This is a genomic window from Streptomyces sp. NPDC058741, assembly GCF_042746715.1.
Taxonomy (GTDB): domain Bacteria; phylum Actinomycetota; class Actinomycetes; order Streptomycetales; family Streptomycetaceae; genus Streptomyces.
Genome location: NZ_JBHYQH010000006.1, coordinates 179,816 through 195,137, shown reverse-complemented (window position 1 = coordinate 195,137; position 15,322 = coordinate 179,816). Strand labels below are relative to the sequence as shown.

Annotated in this window: 16 protein-coding genes and 2 pseudogenes; 6 read left to right on the top strand and 12 right to left on the bottom strand. The window is 72.4% G+C overall.

Annotated elements, in window-relative coordinates:
- Positions 1-30: 30 nt before the first annotated feature.
- A complete protein-coding gene (locus ACFW6P_RS07665; RefSeq protein ID WP_386347358.1) occupies positions 31-1,119 on the bottom strand; it encodes a CHAD domain-containing protein in 1,089 nt (362 codons plus the stop codon).
- The gene (locus tag ACFW6P_RS07660) at positions 1,100-3,331 is read right to left on the bottom strand and encodes an RNA degradosome polyphosphate kinase (protein ID WP_386347355.1); all 2,232 of its coding nucleotides are present in this window, start codon (positions 3,329-3,331) and stop codon (positions 1,100-1,102) included. The genes ACFW6P_RS07665 and ACFW6P_RS07660 overlap by 20 nt, the downstream gene beginning before the upstream one ends.
- A gap of 308 nt (positions 3,332-3,639) precedes the next feature.
- Between ACFW6P_RS07660 and ACFW6P_RS07655 the strand changes: the two genes are divergently transcribed.
- A complete protein-coding gene (locus ACFW6P_RS07655; protein WP_386347352.1) occupies positions 3,640-4,011 on the top strand; it encodes a hypothetical protein in 372 nt (123 codons plus the stop codon).
- On the opposite strand, the gene ACFW6P_RS07650 is transcribed toward ACFW6P_RS07655, so the two are convergent.
- Positions 3,977-4,531 carry a GNAT family N-acetyltransferase gene (locus ACFW6P_RS07650; protein ID WP_386347349.1) on the bottom strand — a complete coding sequence of 185 codons (555 nt, stop codon included), beginning with the start codon at positions 4,529-4,531 and terminating at the stop codon, positions 3,977-3,979. The two genes, ACFW6P_RS07655 and ACFW6P_RS07650, sit on opposite strands and share 35 nt — an antisense overlap.
- Positions 4,528-5,454, bottom strand: coding sequence for a mycothiol synthase (gene mshD, locus ACFW6P_RS07645; RefSeq protein WP_386347346.1), 927 nt, complete (start codon positions 5,452-5,454; stop codon positions 4,528-4,530). Before mshD ends, ACFW6P_RS07650 begins: the two co-directional genes overlap by 4 nt.
- A gap of 145 nt (positions 5,455-5,599) precedes the next feature.
- Between mshD and ACFW6P_RS07640 the strand changes: the two genes are divergently transcribed.
- Positions 5,600-7,417, top strand: coding sequence for a bifunctional metallophosphatase/5'-nucleotidase (locus ACFW6P_RS07640; protein WP_386347343.1), 1,818 nt, complete (start codon positions 5,600-5,602; stop codon positions 7,415-7,417).
- A 111-nt stretch (positions 7,418-7,528) separates the two neighbouring features.
- On the opposite strand, the pseudogene ACFW6P_RS07635 reads toward ACFW6P_RS07640, so the two are convergent.
- A pseudogene (locus ACFW6P_RS07635) lies at positions 7,529-7,934 on the bottom strand (pectate lyase); the annotation flags it as partial.
- Positions 7,935-7,936: 2 nt separating this feature from the next.
- On the opposite strand from ACFW6P_RS07635, the gene ACFW6P_RS07630 reads away from it, so the two are divergent.
- A complete protein-coding gene (locus ACFW6P_RS07630) occupies positions 7,937-8,107 on the top strand; it encodes a hypothetical protein (protein WP_386347341.1) in 171 nt (56 codons plus the stop codon).
- Between the two features lie 4 nt (positions 8,108-8,111).
- Here ACFW6P_RS07630 and ACFW6P_RS07625 read toward each other — a convergent pair whose 3' ends face one another.
- Together ACFW6P_RS07625 and ACFW6P_RS07620 are read right to left on the bottom strand one after the other, a co-directional pair.
- Positions 8,112-8,387, bottom strand: coding sequence for a hypothetical protein (locus tag ACFW6P_RS07625; RefSeq protein WP_386347338.1), 276 nt, complete (start codon positions 8,385-8,387; stop codon positions 8,112-8,114).
- The gene (locus ACFW6P_RS07620; protein ID WP_386347336.1) at positions 8,384-8,590 is read right to left on the bottom strand and encodes a hypothetical protein; all 207 of its coding nucleotides are present in this window, start codon (positions 8,588-8,590) and stop codon (positions 8,384-8,386) included. The genes ACFW6P_RS07625 and ACFW6P_RS07620 overlap by 4 nt, the downstream gene beginning before the upstream one ends.
- 83 nt (positions 8,591-8,673) lie before the next feature.
- On the opposite strand from ACFW6P_RS07620, the pseudogene ACFW6P_RS07615 reads away from it, so the two are divergent.
- From ACFW6P_RS07615 to ACFW6P_RS07605, 3 genes and pseudogenes are all read left to right on the top strand, one after another.
- A pseudogene (locus ACFW6P_RS07615) lies at positions 8,674-8,862 on the top strand (DUF397 domain-containing protein); the annotation flags it as partial.
- A gap of 122 nt (positions 8,863-8,984) precedes the next feature.
- Entirely contained in the window at positions 8,985-9,488 is a 504-nt protein-coding gene (locus ACFW6P_RS07610) for an N-acetyltransferase (protein ID WP_386347333.1), read from the top strand.
- A gap of 88 nt (positions 9,489-9,576) precedes the next feature.
- Entirely contained in the window at positions 9,577-10,419 is an 843-nt protein-coding gene (locus ACFW6P_RS07605; protein ID WP_386347330.1) for a tetratricopeptide repeat protein, read from the top strand.
- A gap of 68 nt (positions 10,420-10,487) precedes the next feature.
- Here ACFW6P_RS07605 and ACFW6P_RS07600 read toward each other — a convergent pair whose 3' ends face one another.
- The 5 genes from ACFW6P_RS07600 to ACFW6P_RS07580 form a co-directional block, all read right to left on the bottom strand.
- Complete coding sequence (locus tag ACFW6P_RS07600; protein WP_386347327.1) at positions 10,488-11,954, bottom strand: sensor histidine kinase; 1,467 nt, start codon at positions 11,952-11,954, stop codon at positions 10,488-10,490.
- Positions 11,951-12,688, bottom strand: coding sequence for a response regulator transcription factor (locus tag ACFW6P_RS07595; protein ID WP_386347324.1), 738 nt, complete (start codon positions 12,686-12,688; stop codon positions 11,951-11,953). The genes ACFW6P_RS07600 and ACFW6P_RS07595 overlap by 4 nt, the downstream gene beginning before the upstream one ends.
- Positions 12,689-12,775: 87 nt before the next feature.
- Positions 12,776-12,964: a hypothetical protein gene (locus ACFW6P_RS07590; protein ID WP_386347321.1), complete on the bottom strand. Its 189-nt coding sequence runs from the start codon at positions 12,962-12,964 to the stop codon at positions 12,776-12,778.
- A gap of 20 nt (positions 12,965-12,984) precedes the next feature.
- Positions 12,985-14,016 (bottom strand): S1C family serine protease, encoded by a 1,032-nt coding sequence (locus ACFW6P_RS07585; RefSeq protein ID WP_386423160.1) that lies wholly within the window; start codon positions 14,014-14,016, stop codon positions 12,985-12,987.
- A gap of 166 nt (positions 14,017-14,182) precedes the next feature.
- Positions 14,183-15,205 carry a LacI family DNA-binding transcriptional regulator gene (locus tag ACFW6P_RS07580; protein WP_386347317.1) on the bottom strand — a complete coding sequence of 341 codons (1,023 nt, stop codon included), beginning with the start codon at positions 15,203-15,205 and terminating at the stop codon, positions 14,183-14,185.
- Positions 15,206-15,322 lie beyond the last annotated feature (117 nt).

Genomic DNA, 15,322 nt, shown 5'->3' with positions numbered 1-15,322 from the left:
TGCTCTCCACCTCCTGGGGGCCGTGCCTGGTCATGACGCGCAGACGGTCTCCTCCTGCCACGCCTGCTGGAAGGCGAACCGGGCCGCCTCCACCTCGTGCCGCTGGTCGGCGTGGAGCACGCCGAGGGCGTACGCCGTCGCCGGGGCGATCCGGGGGGTGCGGGCCGCCTGGGCCGCCGCGGCCGCGGCCTCCGAGGCGTCCCGGTGCCGGTTCAGGGCCAGGCCGGCGGCGCGCAGGCGCGGGTCGGCGGCCGTCTCGCCGGTACCTTCCCCGCGCACCGCCTCGCGCGCGTAGCGGTGCAGGCGCAGCAGCAGGCGGACCTGGTGCCAGGGCGCGTCCTGCGGGTGCGGGGCGGTGTCCGGGGCGAGGCCGTGGATCAGGGCCGCCGCGTTGTACGGGTTCCCCGCGGTGACGAGGGGGAGGGCGGTCACGGCGTCCCTGAGGCGGTCCTCGGCCGCCGCGGCGAGGGGGCGCAGGTCGGTGGCGGTCGCGGTCGCCGTCAGGGGGACCTCGCTGGCGAGGACCGCGACCCTGTCCGCGACGGCGTGGAAGCGGCTGGAGCCCAGGGCCTGCAGGGCCGTGGAGTGGGCCCGGGTGCGGGCCAGGGTCAGCTGGCGGTCCAGGAGGGCGCCGGCCTTGGCGGCTCCCACGGTCAGGTTGCCGCGTTCCGCACCCGGGGCCGGGGGCGTGCGCGGTCCGGCGGCGGGCCGGCCCGCCGCCGGGACGGGGCCCTGGGACGGGAGCGCCGTCGAGCCCGACAGGCGGTGCAGGGCCGTCAGCAGCCGTTCCAGACGTGCCGTGTACGCGTGCTCCATCGCCAGGGTGCCCGACACCCAGGCCAGTTCCGGGCGCATCGCGTCGGACCACTCCGCGTCCAGGAGGGACTGGAAGGTGTGCAGGCTGGCGCTGACGCGGCGGGCCGAGCGGCGCAGGGCGCGGGCCGCGTCGGCGGACCCGTCCGGGCCGTTCGCGCCCGACCCCGTCTCCCGGTGCAGGCGCAGCGCCCGGAGGAACTCCGTGGCCTGGGCCCGCAGGTAGCCCGCGAGGGTGTCCCCCGTGGGGGCGGGCCCGGCGTGCCCGGACCGGGGGTCCGTCGGGTCAGGGTGTCGCTGTGCCACGCCGGCGCCTCCGGGCGTCTATGAGCATCTCCTGGATGTTGCGCAGGGGCTGGCCGTCCGCGTCGGTCGCGTGCCGGGTCCATTCACCGTCCGGGCCGAGGTGCCAGGAGGCGGTGGTGCCGGACATGCCGGTCTCCAGCAGCCGGTTCAGGGCCGCCCGGTGGGCCGGGTCGGTGACCCGGACGAGGGCCTCTATCCGGCGGTCGAGGTTGCGGTGCATCATGTCGGCGCTGCCGATCCACACCTCGGGCTCGCCGCCGTTGCCGAAGCCGAAGACCCGGGAGTGCTCCAGGAAGCGGCCGAGGATGGAGCGGACCCGGATGTTCTCCGACAGGCCCGTCACGCCCGGGCGCACCGCGCAGATGCCGCGCACCCAGATGTCCACCGGCACACCCGCCTGGGAGGCGCGGTAGCAGGCGTCGATGACGGCCTCGTCGACCATCGAGTTGACCTTGATGCGGACGTGCGCGGGGCGTCCGGCGCGGTGGTGCTGGATCTCCTTGATGATCCGCGAGACCAGCCCGTCGCGCAGCGACTTGGGGGCCACGAGCAGGCGGCGGTAGGTCTCGCGGCGTGAGTAGCCGGAGAGGCGGTTGAAGAGGTCCGAGAGGTCCGCGCCGACCTGCGGGTCGGCCGTGAGCAGGCCGAGGTCCTCGTAGAGGCGGGCCGTCTTCGGGTGGTAGTTGCCGGTGCCGACGTGGCTGTAGCGGCGCAGCGTCTCGCCCTCCTGGCGGACCACCAGCGACAGCTTGCAGTGGGTCTTCAGCCCGACCAGACCGTAGACCACGTGGCAACCGGCCTCCTCCAGTTTGCGCGCCCACTTGATGTTGGCGTGCTCGTCGAAGCGGGCCTTGATCTCGACCAGCACCAGCACCTGCTTGCCGGACTCGGCGGCCTCGATGAGGGCGTCGACTATGGGGGAGTCGCCCGAGGTGCGGTACAGCGTCTGCTTGATGGCGAGGACGTCCGGGTCGCCGGCGGCCTGCTCCAGGAAGGCCTGCACGGACGTGGAGAACGAGTCGTAGGGGTGGTGCAGCAGCACGTCCCGCTCGCGCAGCGCGGCGAAGATGTCCGGCGGGGTCGCCGACTCCACCTCGGCCAGGTCGCGGTGGGTGCCGGCGACGAACTTGCGGTACTTCAGCTCCGGCCGGTCCAGGGACGCGATGCGGAAGAGGCCCGTGAGGTCCAGCGGTCCGGGCAGCGGGTACACCTCGGCCTCGCTGACCTTCAGCTCGCGCACGAGGAGGTCCAGCACCTCGCGGTCGATGGACTCCTCGACCTCCAGGCGCACCGGCGGCCCGAAGCGGCGGCGCATGAGCTCCTTCTCCAGCGCCTGGAGCAGGTTCTCCGCGTCGTCCTCCTCGACCTCCAGGTCCTCGTTCCTGGTCAGGCGGAAGGCGTGGTGCTGCAGCACCTCCATGCCCGGGAACAGCTCCTCCAGGTGCGCGGCGATGACGTCCTCGATGGGGACGTAGCGGCCCGGGGAGCTCTCCAGGAACCGCGACAGCAGCGGCGGCACCTTCACGCGGGCGAAGTGCTTGTGGCCCGTGACCGGGTTCCGCACGACGACGGCCAGGTTAAGGGACAGGCCGGAGATGTACGGGAAGGGGTGCGCCGGGTCGACCGCCAGCGGGGTCAGCACGGGGAAGATCTGGTGCCGGAACAGGGTGAACAGGCGGGCCTGCTCCTTCTCCTGCAGTTCGTTCCAGCGGACCAGGTGGATGCCCTCCTCCGCGAGGGCGGGGGCGACGTCCTCGTGGTAGCAGGCGGCGTGCCGGGCCATGAGCTCGCGCGAGCGGGCCCAGATCATCTCCAGCACCTCGCGGGGCTGGAGCCCGGAGGCGGAGCGGGTGGCGACGCCGGTGGCGATACGGCGCTTCAGCCCGGCCACCCGGACCATGAAGAACTCGTCCAGGTTGCTGGCGAAGATCGCGAGGAAGTTGGCCCGCTCCAGCAGGGGCGTGTTCGGGTCCTCGGCGAGTTCGAGGACGCGTTCGTTGAACGCGAGCCAGCTGCGCTCCCGGTCGAGGAAACGCCCCTGCGGCAGCTGGACGCCGTCGGCCTGGGACTCCTCGTACACGTCGAGGTCGGCGTCGATGTCGGGTTCCAGGTCGGAGACGGCCGCGGCGATCGTGTGCGGCCGGTGGGCCGCGATGGAGCCTACGGAGGGCTGCGTGTGCGGGACCTGCGCCTGGGGCTTCGGCTGGCTCATGTACCCATTCTTCCGCGCCGCGAGCATCACGGGCGCGTCGGAAAGCGCGGGCGGGAGCGGGGGTGTCACATGAGTGCTCCCGTTTCCCTCCCGACCCTCGCGGGGCGATGGAGGCTCTGGCGCGGCGGGATTCATTGGCCGAGCGTCGCAAGCCCGTCTGAATCGACGGTTACGAAGACATGACGTGCGGGATAGCGGGGGGCGGCCCGCGGGGGTCCTGGGGTGGTGAGGACGGGCCGCCCCGCCGCCCACAGGTTGTGGAAGAACTCCCAGGGATCCGGCCCGGCGGCCCGCGCGCCCCTCCCCCCGTGGAGGGACGCGCGGACCGGATTCGGGAAAGGCGGCGATCAGGCTCCCGTGCGGCGGCGCAGCAGGACGAACGCGGTGCCGGCCGCCAGGGCGGCGACGGCCACTGCTCGGGCGAGCCCGGGTGCACGGCCCGGCACGACATCACCCACTACTACGCGGACCACCACCCGGCCTCCCACTTCTTCCCGCTGCGCGATCCCACCCCGGTCTACCCGCACTTCCTGCTGTGGCGCGCGGACGACGCGCATCCCGGCCTCACGGCGCTCCGCGACCACCTGGTGGCCACCCGGCCGCGACCGCCGGAGGGCGAGCTGTGGCGGCCGTCCTGGGCGGAGCTCACGCCGGGCCGAGCCGCTTCTCCAGCAGTGTGAAGGACCTCGGCGCCCCGCCGGGCTGCGGCTTGCCCTCCGTGCGGCCCACCACCCGGTAACCGGCCCTCACGTAGTAGGCGTTCAGCCGCGCGTTGCCCGCCAGGCAGTCCAGGCGCACCCGGCCGCGCCCCGCCTCGGCAACACGGCGTTCGGCGGCCTCCAGCAGCAACCGCCCCGTGCCGGGCGTGGCGGCGGCCCGGTCCACCATCAGCCGGTGCACGTACCCGGCCACGGGCGGCTGCGGCCCCCAGGCCTCCTCGTCCTCCCACCACAGCTCCCACGCCCCCGCCGTGCGCCCGCCCGCCTCCGCGAGCCAGACCTCGCCGCGGGCCATGACCCGGCGGAAGTGGTCCTCGTCCAGCTCGCCCGGCTGCCACTGCCCGGTGACACCACGCGCCCGCATCCAGCGGGCGGCCTCGTCACGGAGACGCACGAGGGCGGACAGGTCGGAGGCGGTGGCGGGGCGGACGCGGAGGCCGGACGCCAGCGGCGAGGCAGCGGCCGCGTGGGCGGGGCTCACGTCTCCGTCCGGTACATCAGGTCCACCTCGTGCGTGACGAACCCCAGCCGCTCGTACACCGACACCGCCGCCGTGTTGTCGGCGTCGACGTACAGCATCGCGGTCGGCAGCCCCCGCCCCGCCAGGTGCCGCAGGCCGATCGTGGTGAGGGCCTTGCCGAGGCCGCCGCCCTGTGTGCCGGGGGCGACGCCGAGGACGTACACCTCGCCCAGGCCCTCCTCGGCGTGCACCTTGGTCCAGTGGAAGCCGACGAGTTCGTCGCCGCGGAAGGCGAGGAAGAAGCCCGCCGGGTCGAACCACGGCTCGGCCTTGCGGTCGTCGAGGTCGCGCTGGGTGAGGGAGCCCTGCTCGGGATGATGGGCGAAGGCGGCGGCGTTGACGGCGAGCCAGGCCGCGTCGTCCTGGCCGGGCACGAAGGTGCGCACGGTGACGCCCTCGGGCAGCACCGGCTCGGGCGCGTCGAAGTCGGCCAGCGGACGCCGCATCTGACGCAGTTCCCGGAACAGCGTCAGCCCCAGGACCTGGGCGAGGTGCCGGGCGGCGGAGTGCCCGCCGTGCGCCCACACCCGCAGCCGCTTGCCGGACGCGGCCAGCAGGGCCGACCCGAGCGCGCGCCCGTGCCCGTGCCCCCGGTGACCGGGGTGCACCACCAGCTCGGCCGCCGGCGGCTCCACCTCGTCCGTGTCCTCCAGCTGGGCATAGCCGACGAGTTCCCCACCGGCGGTGAGCAGGAGGTGGGACACACCCTCGCGTTCCCCGCCCCGCAGTTGCAACCGCCCCTGTTCGGACACCGCCTGCTGACCGTCGGTCCGGGCGGCCGCGTCGAGCAGCCCGAACACGGCCTCGGTCTGCTCGGGCGTCAGCGCGGCGAGGGTCTCGATGGAGCGGGGGCGGCCGGGCCGTACGGTGTCGTCGCTGGTCATGCGTACGAGGGTACGGGGAGCGACCGGCGAATCGGCAGCAAAGAAGCAACCCAGATGTAACCACGAAACACCTGTCGCGCTACGCGCGTTGACTCTAGGCTGCGCCGGACGACATCCATGTCCCAGCAGAAACACAGGGGGGCGTATGCCAGCCACTTCAGCGGCGCATCCGGAACGCCGGAGACGCCGTACGCACCGATTCGTCGCGCTCGCCGCCGGTGTCGTCACCGTCGGCGCGCTGGGCGCGGCGGCACTGCCGGGGTCCGCGACCGCAGGTGAGGAGCACGCCAAGGGCGGGCACTGGCCCGGGCGCTACCAGGACGTGCAGCTGCTGTCCTTCAACGACCTGCACGGCAACCTGGAGCCGCCGGCCGGTTCCTCCGGCCGTGTCACGGAGCAGCAGCACGACGGCACGACGAAGACCATCGACGCGGGCGGTGTCGAGTACCTGGCGACCCATCTGCGCAAGGCCCGTGAGGGCCAGCGGTACTCCATCACCGCCGCCGGCGGCGACATGGTCGGGGCCTCCCCGCTCATCTCCGGCCTCTTCCACGACGAGCCGACCATCGAGGCGCTGAACGAGCTGGACCTCGACGTCACCTCGGTCGGCAACCACGAGTTCGACGAGGGCGCCAAGGAGCTGAGCCGGCTCCAGAACGGCGGCTGTCACCCGAAGGACGGCTGCTACACGAACGACGGGTTCGAGGGCGCGGACTTCCCCTACCTGGCGGCGAACGTCCTCGACGAGAAGACGAACAAGCCGATCCTCAAGCCCTACTGGGTGTGGAAGAAGAAGGGCGTCAAGGTCGGCTTCATCGGCGTGACCCTGGAGGGCACCCCGAACATCGTGTCCGCCGAGGGCGTGAAGGGCCTGTCCTTCAAGGACGAGGTCGAGACGATCAACAAGTACGCCAAGGTGCTGCAGCGCCAGGGCGTGAAGTCCATCGTCGCGCTCATCCACGAGGGCGGCTTCCCGGCGTCGACGTCGTACAACTACGACTGTGACGCGCCGGGTGCGGGCGACGGCGTCTCCGGGCCGATCGTCGACATCGCCAAGAACGTCACGCCGCAGGTGGACGCGCTGGTCACCGGTCACACGCACAGCGCGTACGTGTGCAGCATCGACGACCCGGCGGGCAACCCCCGCATGGTCACCTCGGCCGCGTCCTTCGGCCGCCTGTACACCGACACGACGCTGACCTACGACCGGAAGACGGGCGACATCGCCCGTACGGCGGTCGAGTCCGCCAACCGCGTGGTCACCCGGGACGTCCCCAAGGCGCCCGACATGACCGAGCTGATCGGCAAGTGGAACACGCTGGCCGCGCCCATCGGCAACCGCGCGATCGGCCGCATCTCCGGCGACATCGGCAACACCGGCACCGAGTCCCCGCTCGGCGACCTCATCGCCGACGCCCAGCTCGCCCACGGCAGGCAGCTCGATCCGGAGACGGACCTGGCGCTGATGAACCCGGGCGGCATCCGGGCCCCGCTGACGTACACGGCCAAGGCCGGTGAGGGCGACGGTGTCGTGACCTACGCCGAGGGCTTCACGGTCCAGCCGTTCGCCAACACCGTGAACCTGCAAGACTTCACGGGCGCGCAGCTGATCCAGGTGCTCAAGGAGCAGGTGTCCGGCGCGAACGCCGCCTCCCCGAAGGTGCTCCAGGTCTCGGCCGGCCTGACCTACACGCTGGACCTCACCAAGTCCGGCGCGGACCGGGTGGTCACGGACAGCATCAAGCTGAACGGCTCGGCCGTCGACCCGGCCGCCACCTACCGCGTCGCGACGAACAGCTTCCTCGCGGGCGGCGGCGACGGCTTCCCGACGCTGGGCCAGGGCACGAACGACGTCGTCGGCGCCGACGACCTGACCGCTCTGGAGCAGTACCTGACGGCCAACTCCTCGGCGTCGGACCCGATCGACCCGCCGAAGGCGGACCGGATCACCGTCGTGAAGTAGGTCGCACATCAGGGCCCACTCGGTGGATTGGTGCCCTTCCGGGTTCGGCGGCGGTCGTCAGCCGAACCCGGAAGGGAGCCTTCAGGTGCTTTCGGGTGCCTTCAAGTGCCTTCAGGACGCCGAGGGCGTCCAGCCGGCGAGCCAGTCCGCGACCTCCTGGCCGGCGGCCTGCGTGTCGCTCAGCTGGGGCCGGTTCGCACTCGCCGACCCGGTGCCCCGCTGTTCCGGTACTCGGCGAACCGGTCGTCCTTCCACGAGAACCCGCTGATGTCGGTCCGGGGCGTGGACTTCACGGCGGCGCTGAGATCGGTGTTCCGGAAGGTCGGCTGCGGGTCGAGGGAGGCGTCGCCGCCCGCGTGTCAGGGCCGCCCCAGGTGGAAACTCCCGGCCGAGACGTCCCCGTCACCGTGGAGTCGGCGATCAGGATGCCCTTGCGGCTCGCCGCGGTGCTCGGCGCCGTGATGTACCCGGCCGAGGTGCCGTTCCAGCGCTTCTTCAGCGTGATGACGGACTGGTCCCATGAGCAGAGACGGCTACGGCGGTTCGGACAGGTGTCACGCCCTGTACTGCGCGCTGCCGCGTGCCGAGTTCACGGGGATGTCGATTCTTCTCACGGACCGGGAGGACGCGTATCCACCGGGCGTGGTCACCGTGGACATCGACTCCCCCGGGATGCTCGGGTTCTACTGACGCGTCACCCGCCCCCTCCGCGGATCCGCTCACCCCGGCTGACCGCGACGCGCAGCACGTCCCCCAGTGACTCCACGGCTCTGACCAGGGCGAAACGCACGGCGTGCTCACCGGCCCCGGCGTCGTGGAGCACGGCCCTGGCCCCTTCGAGTACCTGCTCCGCGCAGGCGAGTTGGGCGGCCTCGATGTCGTCGGCGAGCCGGGAGAGCGGGCTGTCGGCGTCGTCGCTGCTGAGGTAGCACGGCTTGCCGCCGGCACCGGTCCAGGGCAGCAGCCTCATGCGGAGACCTCCAGGGCGCGGAGGTAGGGGCGGACGAGGGGGGTGTCCATGAGGAGGGGTTCGACAGGGAGGGGGTCGCGGGCGGGCGGAGGCGGTGTTCGCCAGGCGGGCGCGGTGGCCCGATGGCGCCCTCGGGCGGGCAGCAGCAGCCGTACGAGGGCGAGCAGGACCGACTCGCAGGACTCGGCGAGGCGTAGGCGCACAGGCGTGTTCCCTTCCGGGGCCGGGGTTTGACGAGCGAGGAGTCGACAGCGTTCGTGAAACGTCTCTTGGAGGAGTGCAGACCATGAACCGAGCCCTCGACCTCACTGCCGCCGCATGACGCAAGTCGTCGTACAGCGATGGAGGTCAGACCAACTGCGTCGAGTGCGCCGACAACCACCCCGGCATCGTCCCCGTCCGCGACAGCAAGCTCCCCGGCGGCCCGATACTCGTGTTCGGCGCGAGTTCCTGGGCGTCCTTCCTCACGTACCTCAAGAAGGAGGAGGAGGCCCTTCCGTGTGATCGCGGGCCCTGCCCGGCATGGGAGCAGGGCCTGGCGGTATACGAGGACAAGCCAGGGGAGCGGACGGCCGCGCGCTGCTACGGTCGGGCGCAATGAGCTGGCTTCCCGATGACTTCGTCCACCCCGTCCTGGTACCGCTGCCGGGCGGTGGTCATCACCTGCGGCCGATCCGGGAGGCGGACACCCCGCTCGACTATCCGGCTGTGATGGGTTCGCGCGAGCGGCTGTGGACCATCTTCGGCCCGGCCTGGGGCTGGCCCGCGGCCACCATCACCTACGAGGCCGACCAGGCCGGCCTGTTGCGGCACGAAAAGGAGATCGCCGCACACCGGTCCTTCAACTACGCGCTGTTCGACGCGGCGGAGACAGCTCTGCTCGGCTGTGTCTACATCGACCCGCCGGAGAGGGTCGGCGCGGACGGCGAGATCTCGTGGTGGGTGGTGGACGAGCTGGTGGGCAGCGAGGTCGAGCAGGCCCTCGACGCGCTGGTGCCGCAGTGGATCGCCGCCGACTGGCCGTTCGAGCAGCCGCGCTTCCTCGGCCGTGAGATTTCCTGGTCGGACTGGCTCGCCCTGCCGGAGCATCCCGACACGTAAGTGGTTGTCGCCCGTACCGATCTCGAAGGCTGTCGATCGAAACTGAGTTCGTCGGAGGGGTCGAGGCGTCACGGGCGGAGTGATCCGTATGCTCCCGGCCATGAAATTCTTCCGGCCGCGCCGCCGCAACGACGCCCGACGCATGACGGCCATGCCTGTGGCTGAGGCCAAAGCCCTCTACGAAGCCGGGCGTTACGCCGAGGCGGCGGCCGAGGCCCGCGCCGTGGCCCGGTCGCGGCCACGCGACGACGAGTACGGGGCCGTGGCGCTCAACATCGCCGCGCTCGCGACGGGCGCCCAAGGCCGTCACGCCGAGGCACTCGCCACCTACGACGAAGCCCTGCCTGCCTTCAGGAGGATATTCGGGGCCGATCACTGGCTGACCCTGAAGCTGCGCTCGGACCGCGCCCAGCAGATGATCTCGCTCGGCCGGTACGCAGAGTGCGAGGCGGAGTGCGCGGCCGTCGCCGAGGCCGCGGGCCGCGGTACCGGCCCGGAGATGTCGTCCCTGGCGGCGGCCGCCCGCAACGGGCTGGTCTTCGCCCTCAACGCGCAGGGGCGCCACCAGGAGGCCGAGGCACTCGCCCGCGAGGCCCTGGCCGCCTATCGCGTACGGGACCGGGTGACCCTCGTCCTGCGACTCGGCCTGGCCCGCAGCCTCAACGGCCAGGCCCGCCACCAAGACGCCCTCACCGAGGCGCAGGGCGCCGACGAGCTGTATCGCGCCCTGCCCGAAGACCAGCACCTTCCCGAAACGGGCGCAGTCGACCTGGTTTCCGCTGCCGCCCTGTTGGGGCTGGGCCGCGCTCCCGAGGCCCGCCGCCGGGCTGCGACCGCTCACGATGCCTGCCTGGCCGCCTTCGGCCCGGACCACCGCCGCACCGTCGAAGCCCGAACGCTGCTGGAGCAGATCGACGGCAGTCGACCCTGAGCGCAGCGCCCGGAGGCGACAAGGTCGACGCGCCGGGGCCGCCCCTTGTGCCTCCTTCCTCACCTACCTCATGAAGGAGGAGGCTCCTCCGGCGGTGGCACCGACGCCCCCGGCAGCCGGATGGTCGCCACCGTGCCGCCCCCCTCCGCGGGGGACAGGGTCACCTCGCCGCCCGCCTGCTGCACCGTGCGGGCCACGATCGACAGGCCCAGGCCCGAGCCCGGCAGGGCGCGTGCGCCGGGGGAGCGCCAGAAGCGGTCGAAGACGTGGGGGAGTTCGTCGGCGGGGATGCCCGGGCCGTGGTCGCGGACGGTGAGGGTGCCGTCGGCCAGACGCACGTCGATCGTGCCCGAGCCGGGGCTGAACTTCACGGCGTTGTCGAGGACGTTGACCACCGCCCGTTCCAGCGCGGAGGGCTCCGCACGGACGAACCAGGGGTGGACGTCCGCGGTGATCGTCAGCTCCGGGCCGCGCAGCCGGGCCCGCCGCAGGGCCGATTCGACGACGTCCTGCCAGGCCACGATCTGGGTCCGGGCCGCGTGCTGGTCCGTGTCCGGGCGGGACAGTTCCTGGAGGTCGCCGATGAGGGCGGCCAGTTCCGTCATCTGCGCCTTCACCGACGCCAGAAGGGCCCTGCGGTCGGATTCGGGGAGGGGGCGGCCCGTCTCCTCGCTGCGGGTGAGGAGTTCGATGTTCGTTCTGAGAGACGTCAGCGGCGTACGCAGCTCGTGGCCCGCGTCCGCGATGAGCTGCTGCTGGAGGTCGCGGGAGCTGGCCAGGGACGACGTCATGGAGTTGAAGGAGCGGGACAGGCGGGCGACCTCGTCCTCGCTGTCGTCCTCCACGGGGATGCGGATGTCGAGGTCCTCCGTGCGGGCCACGTGCTCGACGGCCTCGGTCAGCTTGTCGACGGGGCGCAGGCCGGCCCGGGCGACGGCCAGGCCGGCGGCTCCGGCGCCCAGGACGCCCACGCCGGAGACCAGGAGGAGGATCAGGGCCAGCTCGTTGAGCGTGGACTGGGTGCCCTTGAGCGGCAGCGCGATGACGAGGGAGTAGTCGGCGGCCACGCCCTGTGTCAGGGGCCCGTCCTTGATGACGACCGCCGTGGCCAGGACGCGCAGCTTGTTGCCGTGGCCGTCGGTGCCGTCGCGGATGTCGTCCTGGTTCGGGTCGGGGTGCTTGGCCACGGCCTTGTCCCCGCTGGTGACCTCCACCTCGGCCGTGGAGCTCGGGAAGAGGCAGACCGTGCCGTCGGAACGGACCAGCTGCCCGTAGCTCTTGGGCCGCGACCCCATGCCCAGCGCGTCGGAGGGCGTGTGGCGGCAGTCGTCCGTCAGGGCCTGGAAGTCGTCCGCGCGCAGCGTGCCCACCGACGACCTCAGGTCGTTGTCGATCTCGTCGTACAGCTTGCCCTGCACGATGAACCAGCACGTCACCGACACCGCCGCCACAGCGAACGCCACCGCCGCCGCCACCAGCAGGGCCAGCCGGGAGCGGATCGGCAGGGCGCGGAACCGGCGTACGAGCCTGTTCACTCGGCGCCGCCCTGCCGCAACACGTAGCCCACGCCCCGCACCGTGTGCACCAGGCGCGGCTCGCCGCCCGCCTCGGTCTTGCGGCGCAGGTACATGACGTAGACGTCGAGGGAGTTCGACGACGGCTCGAAGTCGAAGCCCCAGACGGCCTTGAGGATCTGCTCCCGGGTGAGGACCTGGCGCGGGTGGGCCATGAACATCTCCAGCAGCGTGAACTCCGTACGGGTCAGCTCCACCCGGCGGCCGCCCCGGGTGACCTCGCGCGACGCGAGGTCCATGCGCAGGTCGGCGAAGGTGAGCGCGTCGTCGTCGGCCGCGTCGGCCGCGGCCACGGCCGCCGCGTAGGAGCTGCGGCGCAGCAGCGCCCGGATCCGGGCGAACAGTTCGTCGAGCTCGAAGGGCTTGACCAGGTAGTCGTCGGCGCCCGCGTCGAGGCCGGTCACCCGGTCGCCGACGGTGTCGCGGGCCGTGAGCATCAGGATCGGTGTCGTGTCGCCCGTCGCGCGGATGCGGCGCGCGGCGGTCAGGCCGTCCATGCGGGGCATCTGGATGTCGAGGACGACCAGGTCGGGCCGGTACGCCGCGGCCTTCTCCAGGGCGTCCGCGCCGTCGACCGCGACCTCCGTCCCGTACCCCTCGAAGGCGAGGCTGCGCTGGAGTGCTTCGCGCACCGCCGGCTCGTCGTCGACGATCAGGATGCGCTGGGGGTCACGGTCGCCGTCTGCGGGGCTCATGCGTCGGGGTCCTCGGGGGTGAAGGGGCGGACGGGGTGCTCTGACGCTCTCAGCCTCGCACGCCGGCGGGGTGAGCCGGCAGGAGTGTCAGCCCCGTGCGGTGCGGCGGCGGGAGGCCTTGGCCCGGGCCGCTCGCCGGGCCGCCCGGGCCTTCGGACCGGCGGCCACCTCGGCCGCCCGGCTCACCGGCGGGTGCAGCGCGTAGGCCACGGCCAGGGCCAGCCCGGTCCCCGCCGGGCCCGTGTCCGTCGCGGGGTGCACGATCTTCTGGATCATCGCTGTGCTCCTCGGTCGCCTCAGTCGGTGGAACCGGCCCGCAGCTTCGCGAGGTCGGCCTTCACCGTGTTGATCGGGATCGCGAAGCCCAGGCCCACGCTGCCCGCGTCCGAGGACGAGGACGCCTGGCTCGTCGGCGAGTACATCGCGGAGTTGATGCCGATGATGTTGCCGTTCATGTCGATCAGCGCACCGCCGGAGTTGCCCGGGTTGAGGGAGGCGTCGGTCTGCAGCGCCTTGTACGTCGTGGTGCTGCTGCCGGTGTCGCCGTTGAACTGGCGCCCGCCGAACTCGAACGGCCACTGGCCGCCGCCCTGCCCCTGGCCCTGCTGGCCCTGGCCCTGGCCCTGGCCCTGGCCCGGCTCGGTCGGGACGGTGACGTCCCGGTCGAGGGCCGAGACGATGCCGCTGGTGACGGTGCCGGACAGGCCCTCGGGGGAGCCGATCGCCACGACCTGGTCGCCGACCTGCACACCGGAGGAGTCGCCGAGCGTCGCGGCCTTCAGCCCGGCGGCGTTCTTCAGTTTGATCAGCGCGAGGTCCTTCTTGCTGTCGGTGCCGACGACGTCGGCGCTGTAGGACTTTCCGTCGCTGGTGGTCACCTTGATCTGCGAGGCCCCGGAGACGACGTGGTTGTTGGTGACGACCTCGCCGTCGCCGGTGATGATGACGCCGGAGCCGGTGGAGGAACCCGCGTTGGAGTCGGCGCTGATCTCGACGATGCTGGGGCTGACCGCCTTGGCGACCCCGGCGACCGTGCCCTTCTGTCCGGTCGGCACCACGTGGGTGCTGGTGGAGCTGGAGGCGACGGTCGCGCCGCCGGTCAGCTCCTGGATGCCGTAGGCGGTGCCGCCGCCGACGGCCGCGGCGACGATCGCCACGGCCGCTATCAGGGCCAGGGGGGCGCGGCCGCGCTTCCCCGGAGCCTGTGCCGGAGGAGCCTGCGCCGGGGCGTGCGCCGGCGGAGGCGGCCACTCGGGGTTCACCGGGGCCTGCTGCTGACCCTCGTGAGGGTTCTGGTGTTCGCCACTGCGGTGGAAGCTCTCGGTCATGCCACCGAGCTTGTCGCCCGACCATGAGAGCTTCCTGAGGGCCGGCTGAGAAGCCCGACAGAACCTCGTATGCCCGATATAAGGACGGGTCCGGGAGGGGGCGCGACAAAGACGGGCCCGGGAGGGGGCGCGGAGGACCTGGTCGCGCCGCCTGGGCGCGGCCGTCCTAGTCGCAGCCGCAGGAGCGGCGGACCACCAGCCGTGACGGGAACACCTTCAGCCGCTCGCGGCGGGAACCCGCCACCCGCAGCCCGTCGTCGAGGACGAGGTCCACCGCCGCGCGGGCCATCGCCGGGCGGTCGGAGGCGATCGTCGTCAGGGGCGGGTCGGTCAGGGCGGCTTCCTTGATGTCGTCGAAGCCGGCCACCGCCAGCTCGCCGGGGACGTCGATGCGCAGCTCGCGGGCTGCGCGGAGCAGGCCGATCGCCTGGTCGTCGGTGGAGCAGAAGATCGCCGGCGGACGCTCGGGCCCGGACAGGATCTTCAGGGCCGCCTGGTAGGCGTCGTAGCGGTTGTAGAGCGCCTCGAAGAGGCGGCCCTCCGTGGAGACGCCGGCCTCGTCCATGGCCCGGCGCCAGCCCTCGACGTGGTCGGAGACGGGGTCGCCGACCGCGGGCGTCTCCGCTATGCCGCCCATGCAGGCGACGTACTCGTAACCGTGCTCCAGCAGGTGGCGGACGGCGAGCTCGGCTCCGCCCAGGTCGTCCGTGGTGACGGCGACGTCGTCGATGGCCTCGGGGCGTTCGTGCAGCAGCACGACCCGGGCGTCCCAGGCCTCGATCTCGGCGGCCGCCAGGTCGTTCAGCGCGTGGCTGACCAGGATCAGGCCGGAGACCCGCATGCCCAGGAAGGCCCGCAGGTAGTGGACCTCGCGCTCGCCCACGTAGTCCGTGTTGCCGACGAGGACCATCTTCCCGCGCTCGGAGGCGGCCTGCTCGACCGCGTGCGCCATCTCCCCGAAGAAGGGCTGGCGGGCGTCCGGGATGATCAGTCCTATGAGGTCCGTGCGCCGGGAGGCCATGGCCTGCGCCACCCGGTCGGGCCGGTACCCCAGTTCCTTGATCGCGGCGAGGACACGCTCGCGCGTGGCCGGGGCGACCGGCCGGGGTCCGTTGTTGATGACATAGCTGACCACGGCAGTGGAAGTCCCTGCCAGCCGCGCCACATCATCCCGAGTCACCTTGGCCACGCGCGGAGTCTACGCGGATATACCCGCTCTGGGCAGGGCGTGAAGGAGGTGCCGTACCATGCCCCGGCCGCCGTCCGGGGGCGCCGGCCGGGAAAGTGATGCCCGCCCGAGCCCCCC

What these genes read in the sequence shown, in the direction of transcription:
- ACFW6P_RS07640 (WP_386347343.1), top strand. Translation starts at nt 5,600, where the DNA reads ATGCCAGCCACTTCAGCGGCGCATCCGGAACGCCGGAGACGCCGTACG.
- ACFW6P_RS07660 (WP_386347355.1), bottom strand. Translation starts at nt 3,331, where the DNA reads ATGAGCCAGCCGAAGCCCCAGGCGCAGGTCCCGCACACGCAGCCCTCC.
- ACFW6P_RS07625 (WP_386347338.1), bottom strand. Translation starts at nt 8,387, where the DNA reads ATGAGGCTGCTGCCCTGGACCGGTGCCGGCGGCAAGCCGTGCTACCTC.
- ACFW6P_RS07585 (WP_386423160.1), bottom strand. Translation starts at nt 14,016, where the DNA reads ATGACCGAGAGCTTCCACCGCAGTGGCGAACACCAGAACCCTCACGAG.
- ACFW6P_RS07630 (WP_386347341.1), top strand. Translation starts at nt 7,937, where the DNA reads ATGAGCAGAGACGGCTACGGCGGTTCGGACAGGTGTCACGCCCTGTAC.
- ACFW6P_RS07590 (WP_386347321.1), bottom strand. Translation starts at nt 12,964, where the DNA reads ATGATCCAGAAGATCGTGCACCCCGCGACGGACACGGGCCCGGCGGGG.
- mshD (WP_386347346.1), bottom strand. Translation starts at nt 5,454, where the DNA reads ATGACCAGCGACGACACCGTACGGCCCGGCCGCCCCCGCTCCATCGAG.
- ACFW6P_RS07605 (WP_386347330.1), top strand. Translation starts at nt 9,577, where the DNA reads ATGCTCCCGGCCATGAAATTCTTCCGGCCGCGCCGCCGCAACGACGCC.
- ACFW6P_RS07595 (WP_386347324.1), bottom strand. Translation starts at nt 12,688, where the DNA reads ATGAGCCCCGCAGACGGCGACCGTGACCCCCAGCGCATCCTGATCGTC.
- ACFW6P_RS07610 (WP_386347333.1), top strand. Translation starts at nt 8,985, where the DNA reads ATGAGCTGGCTTCCCGATGACTTCGTCCACCCCGTCCTGGTACCGCTG.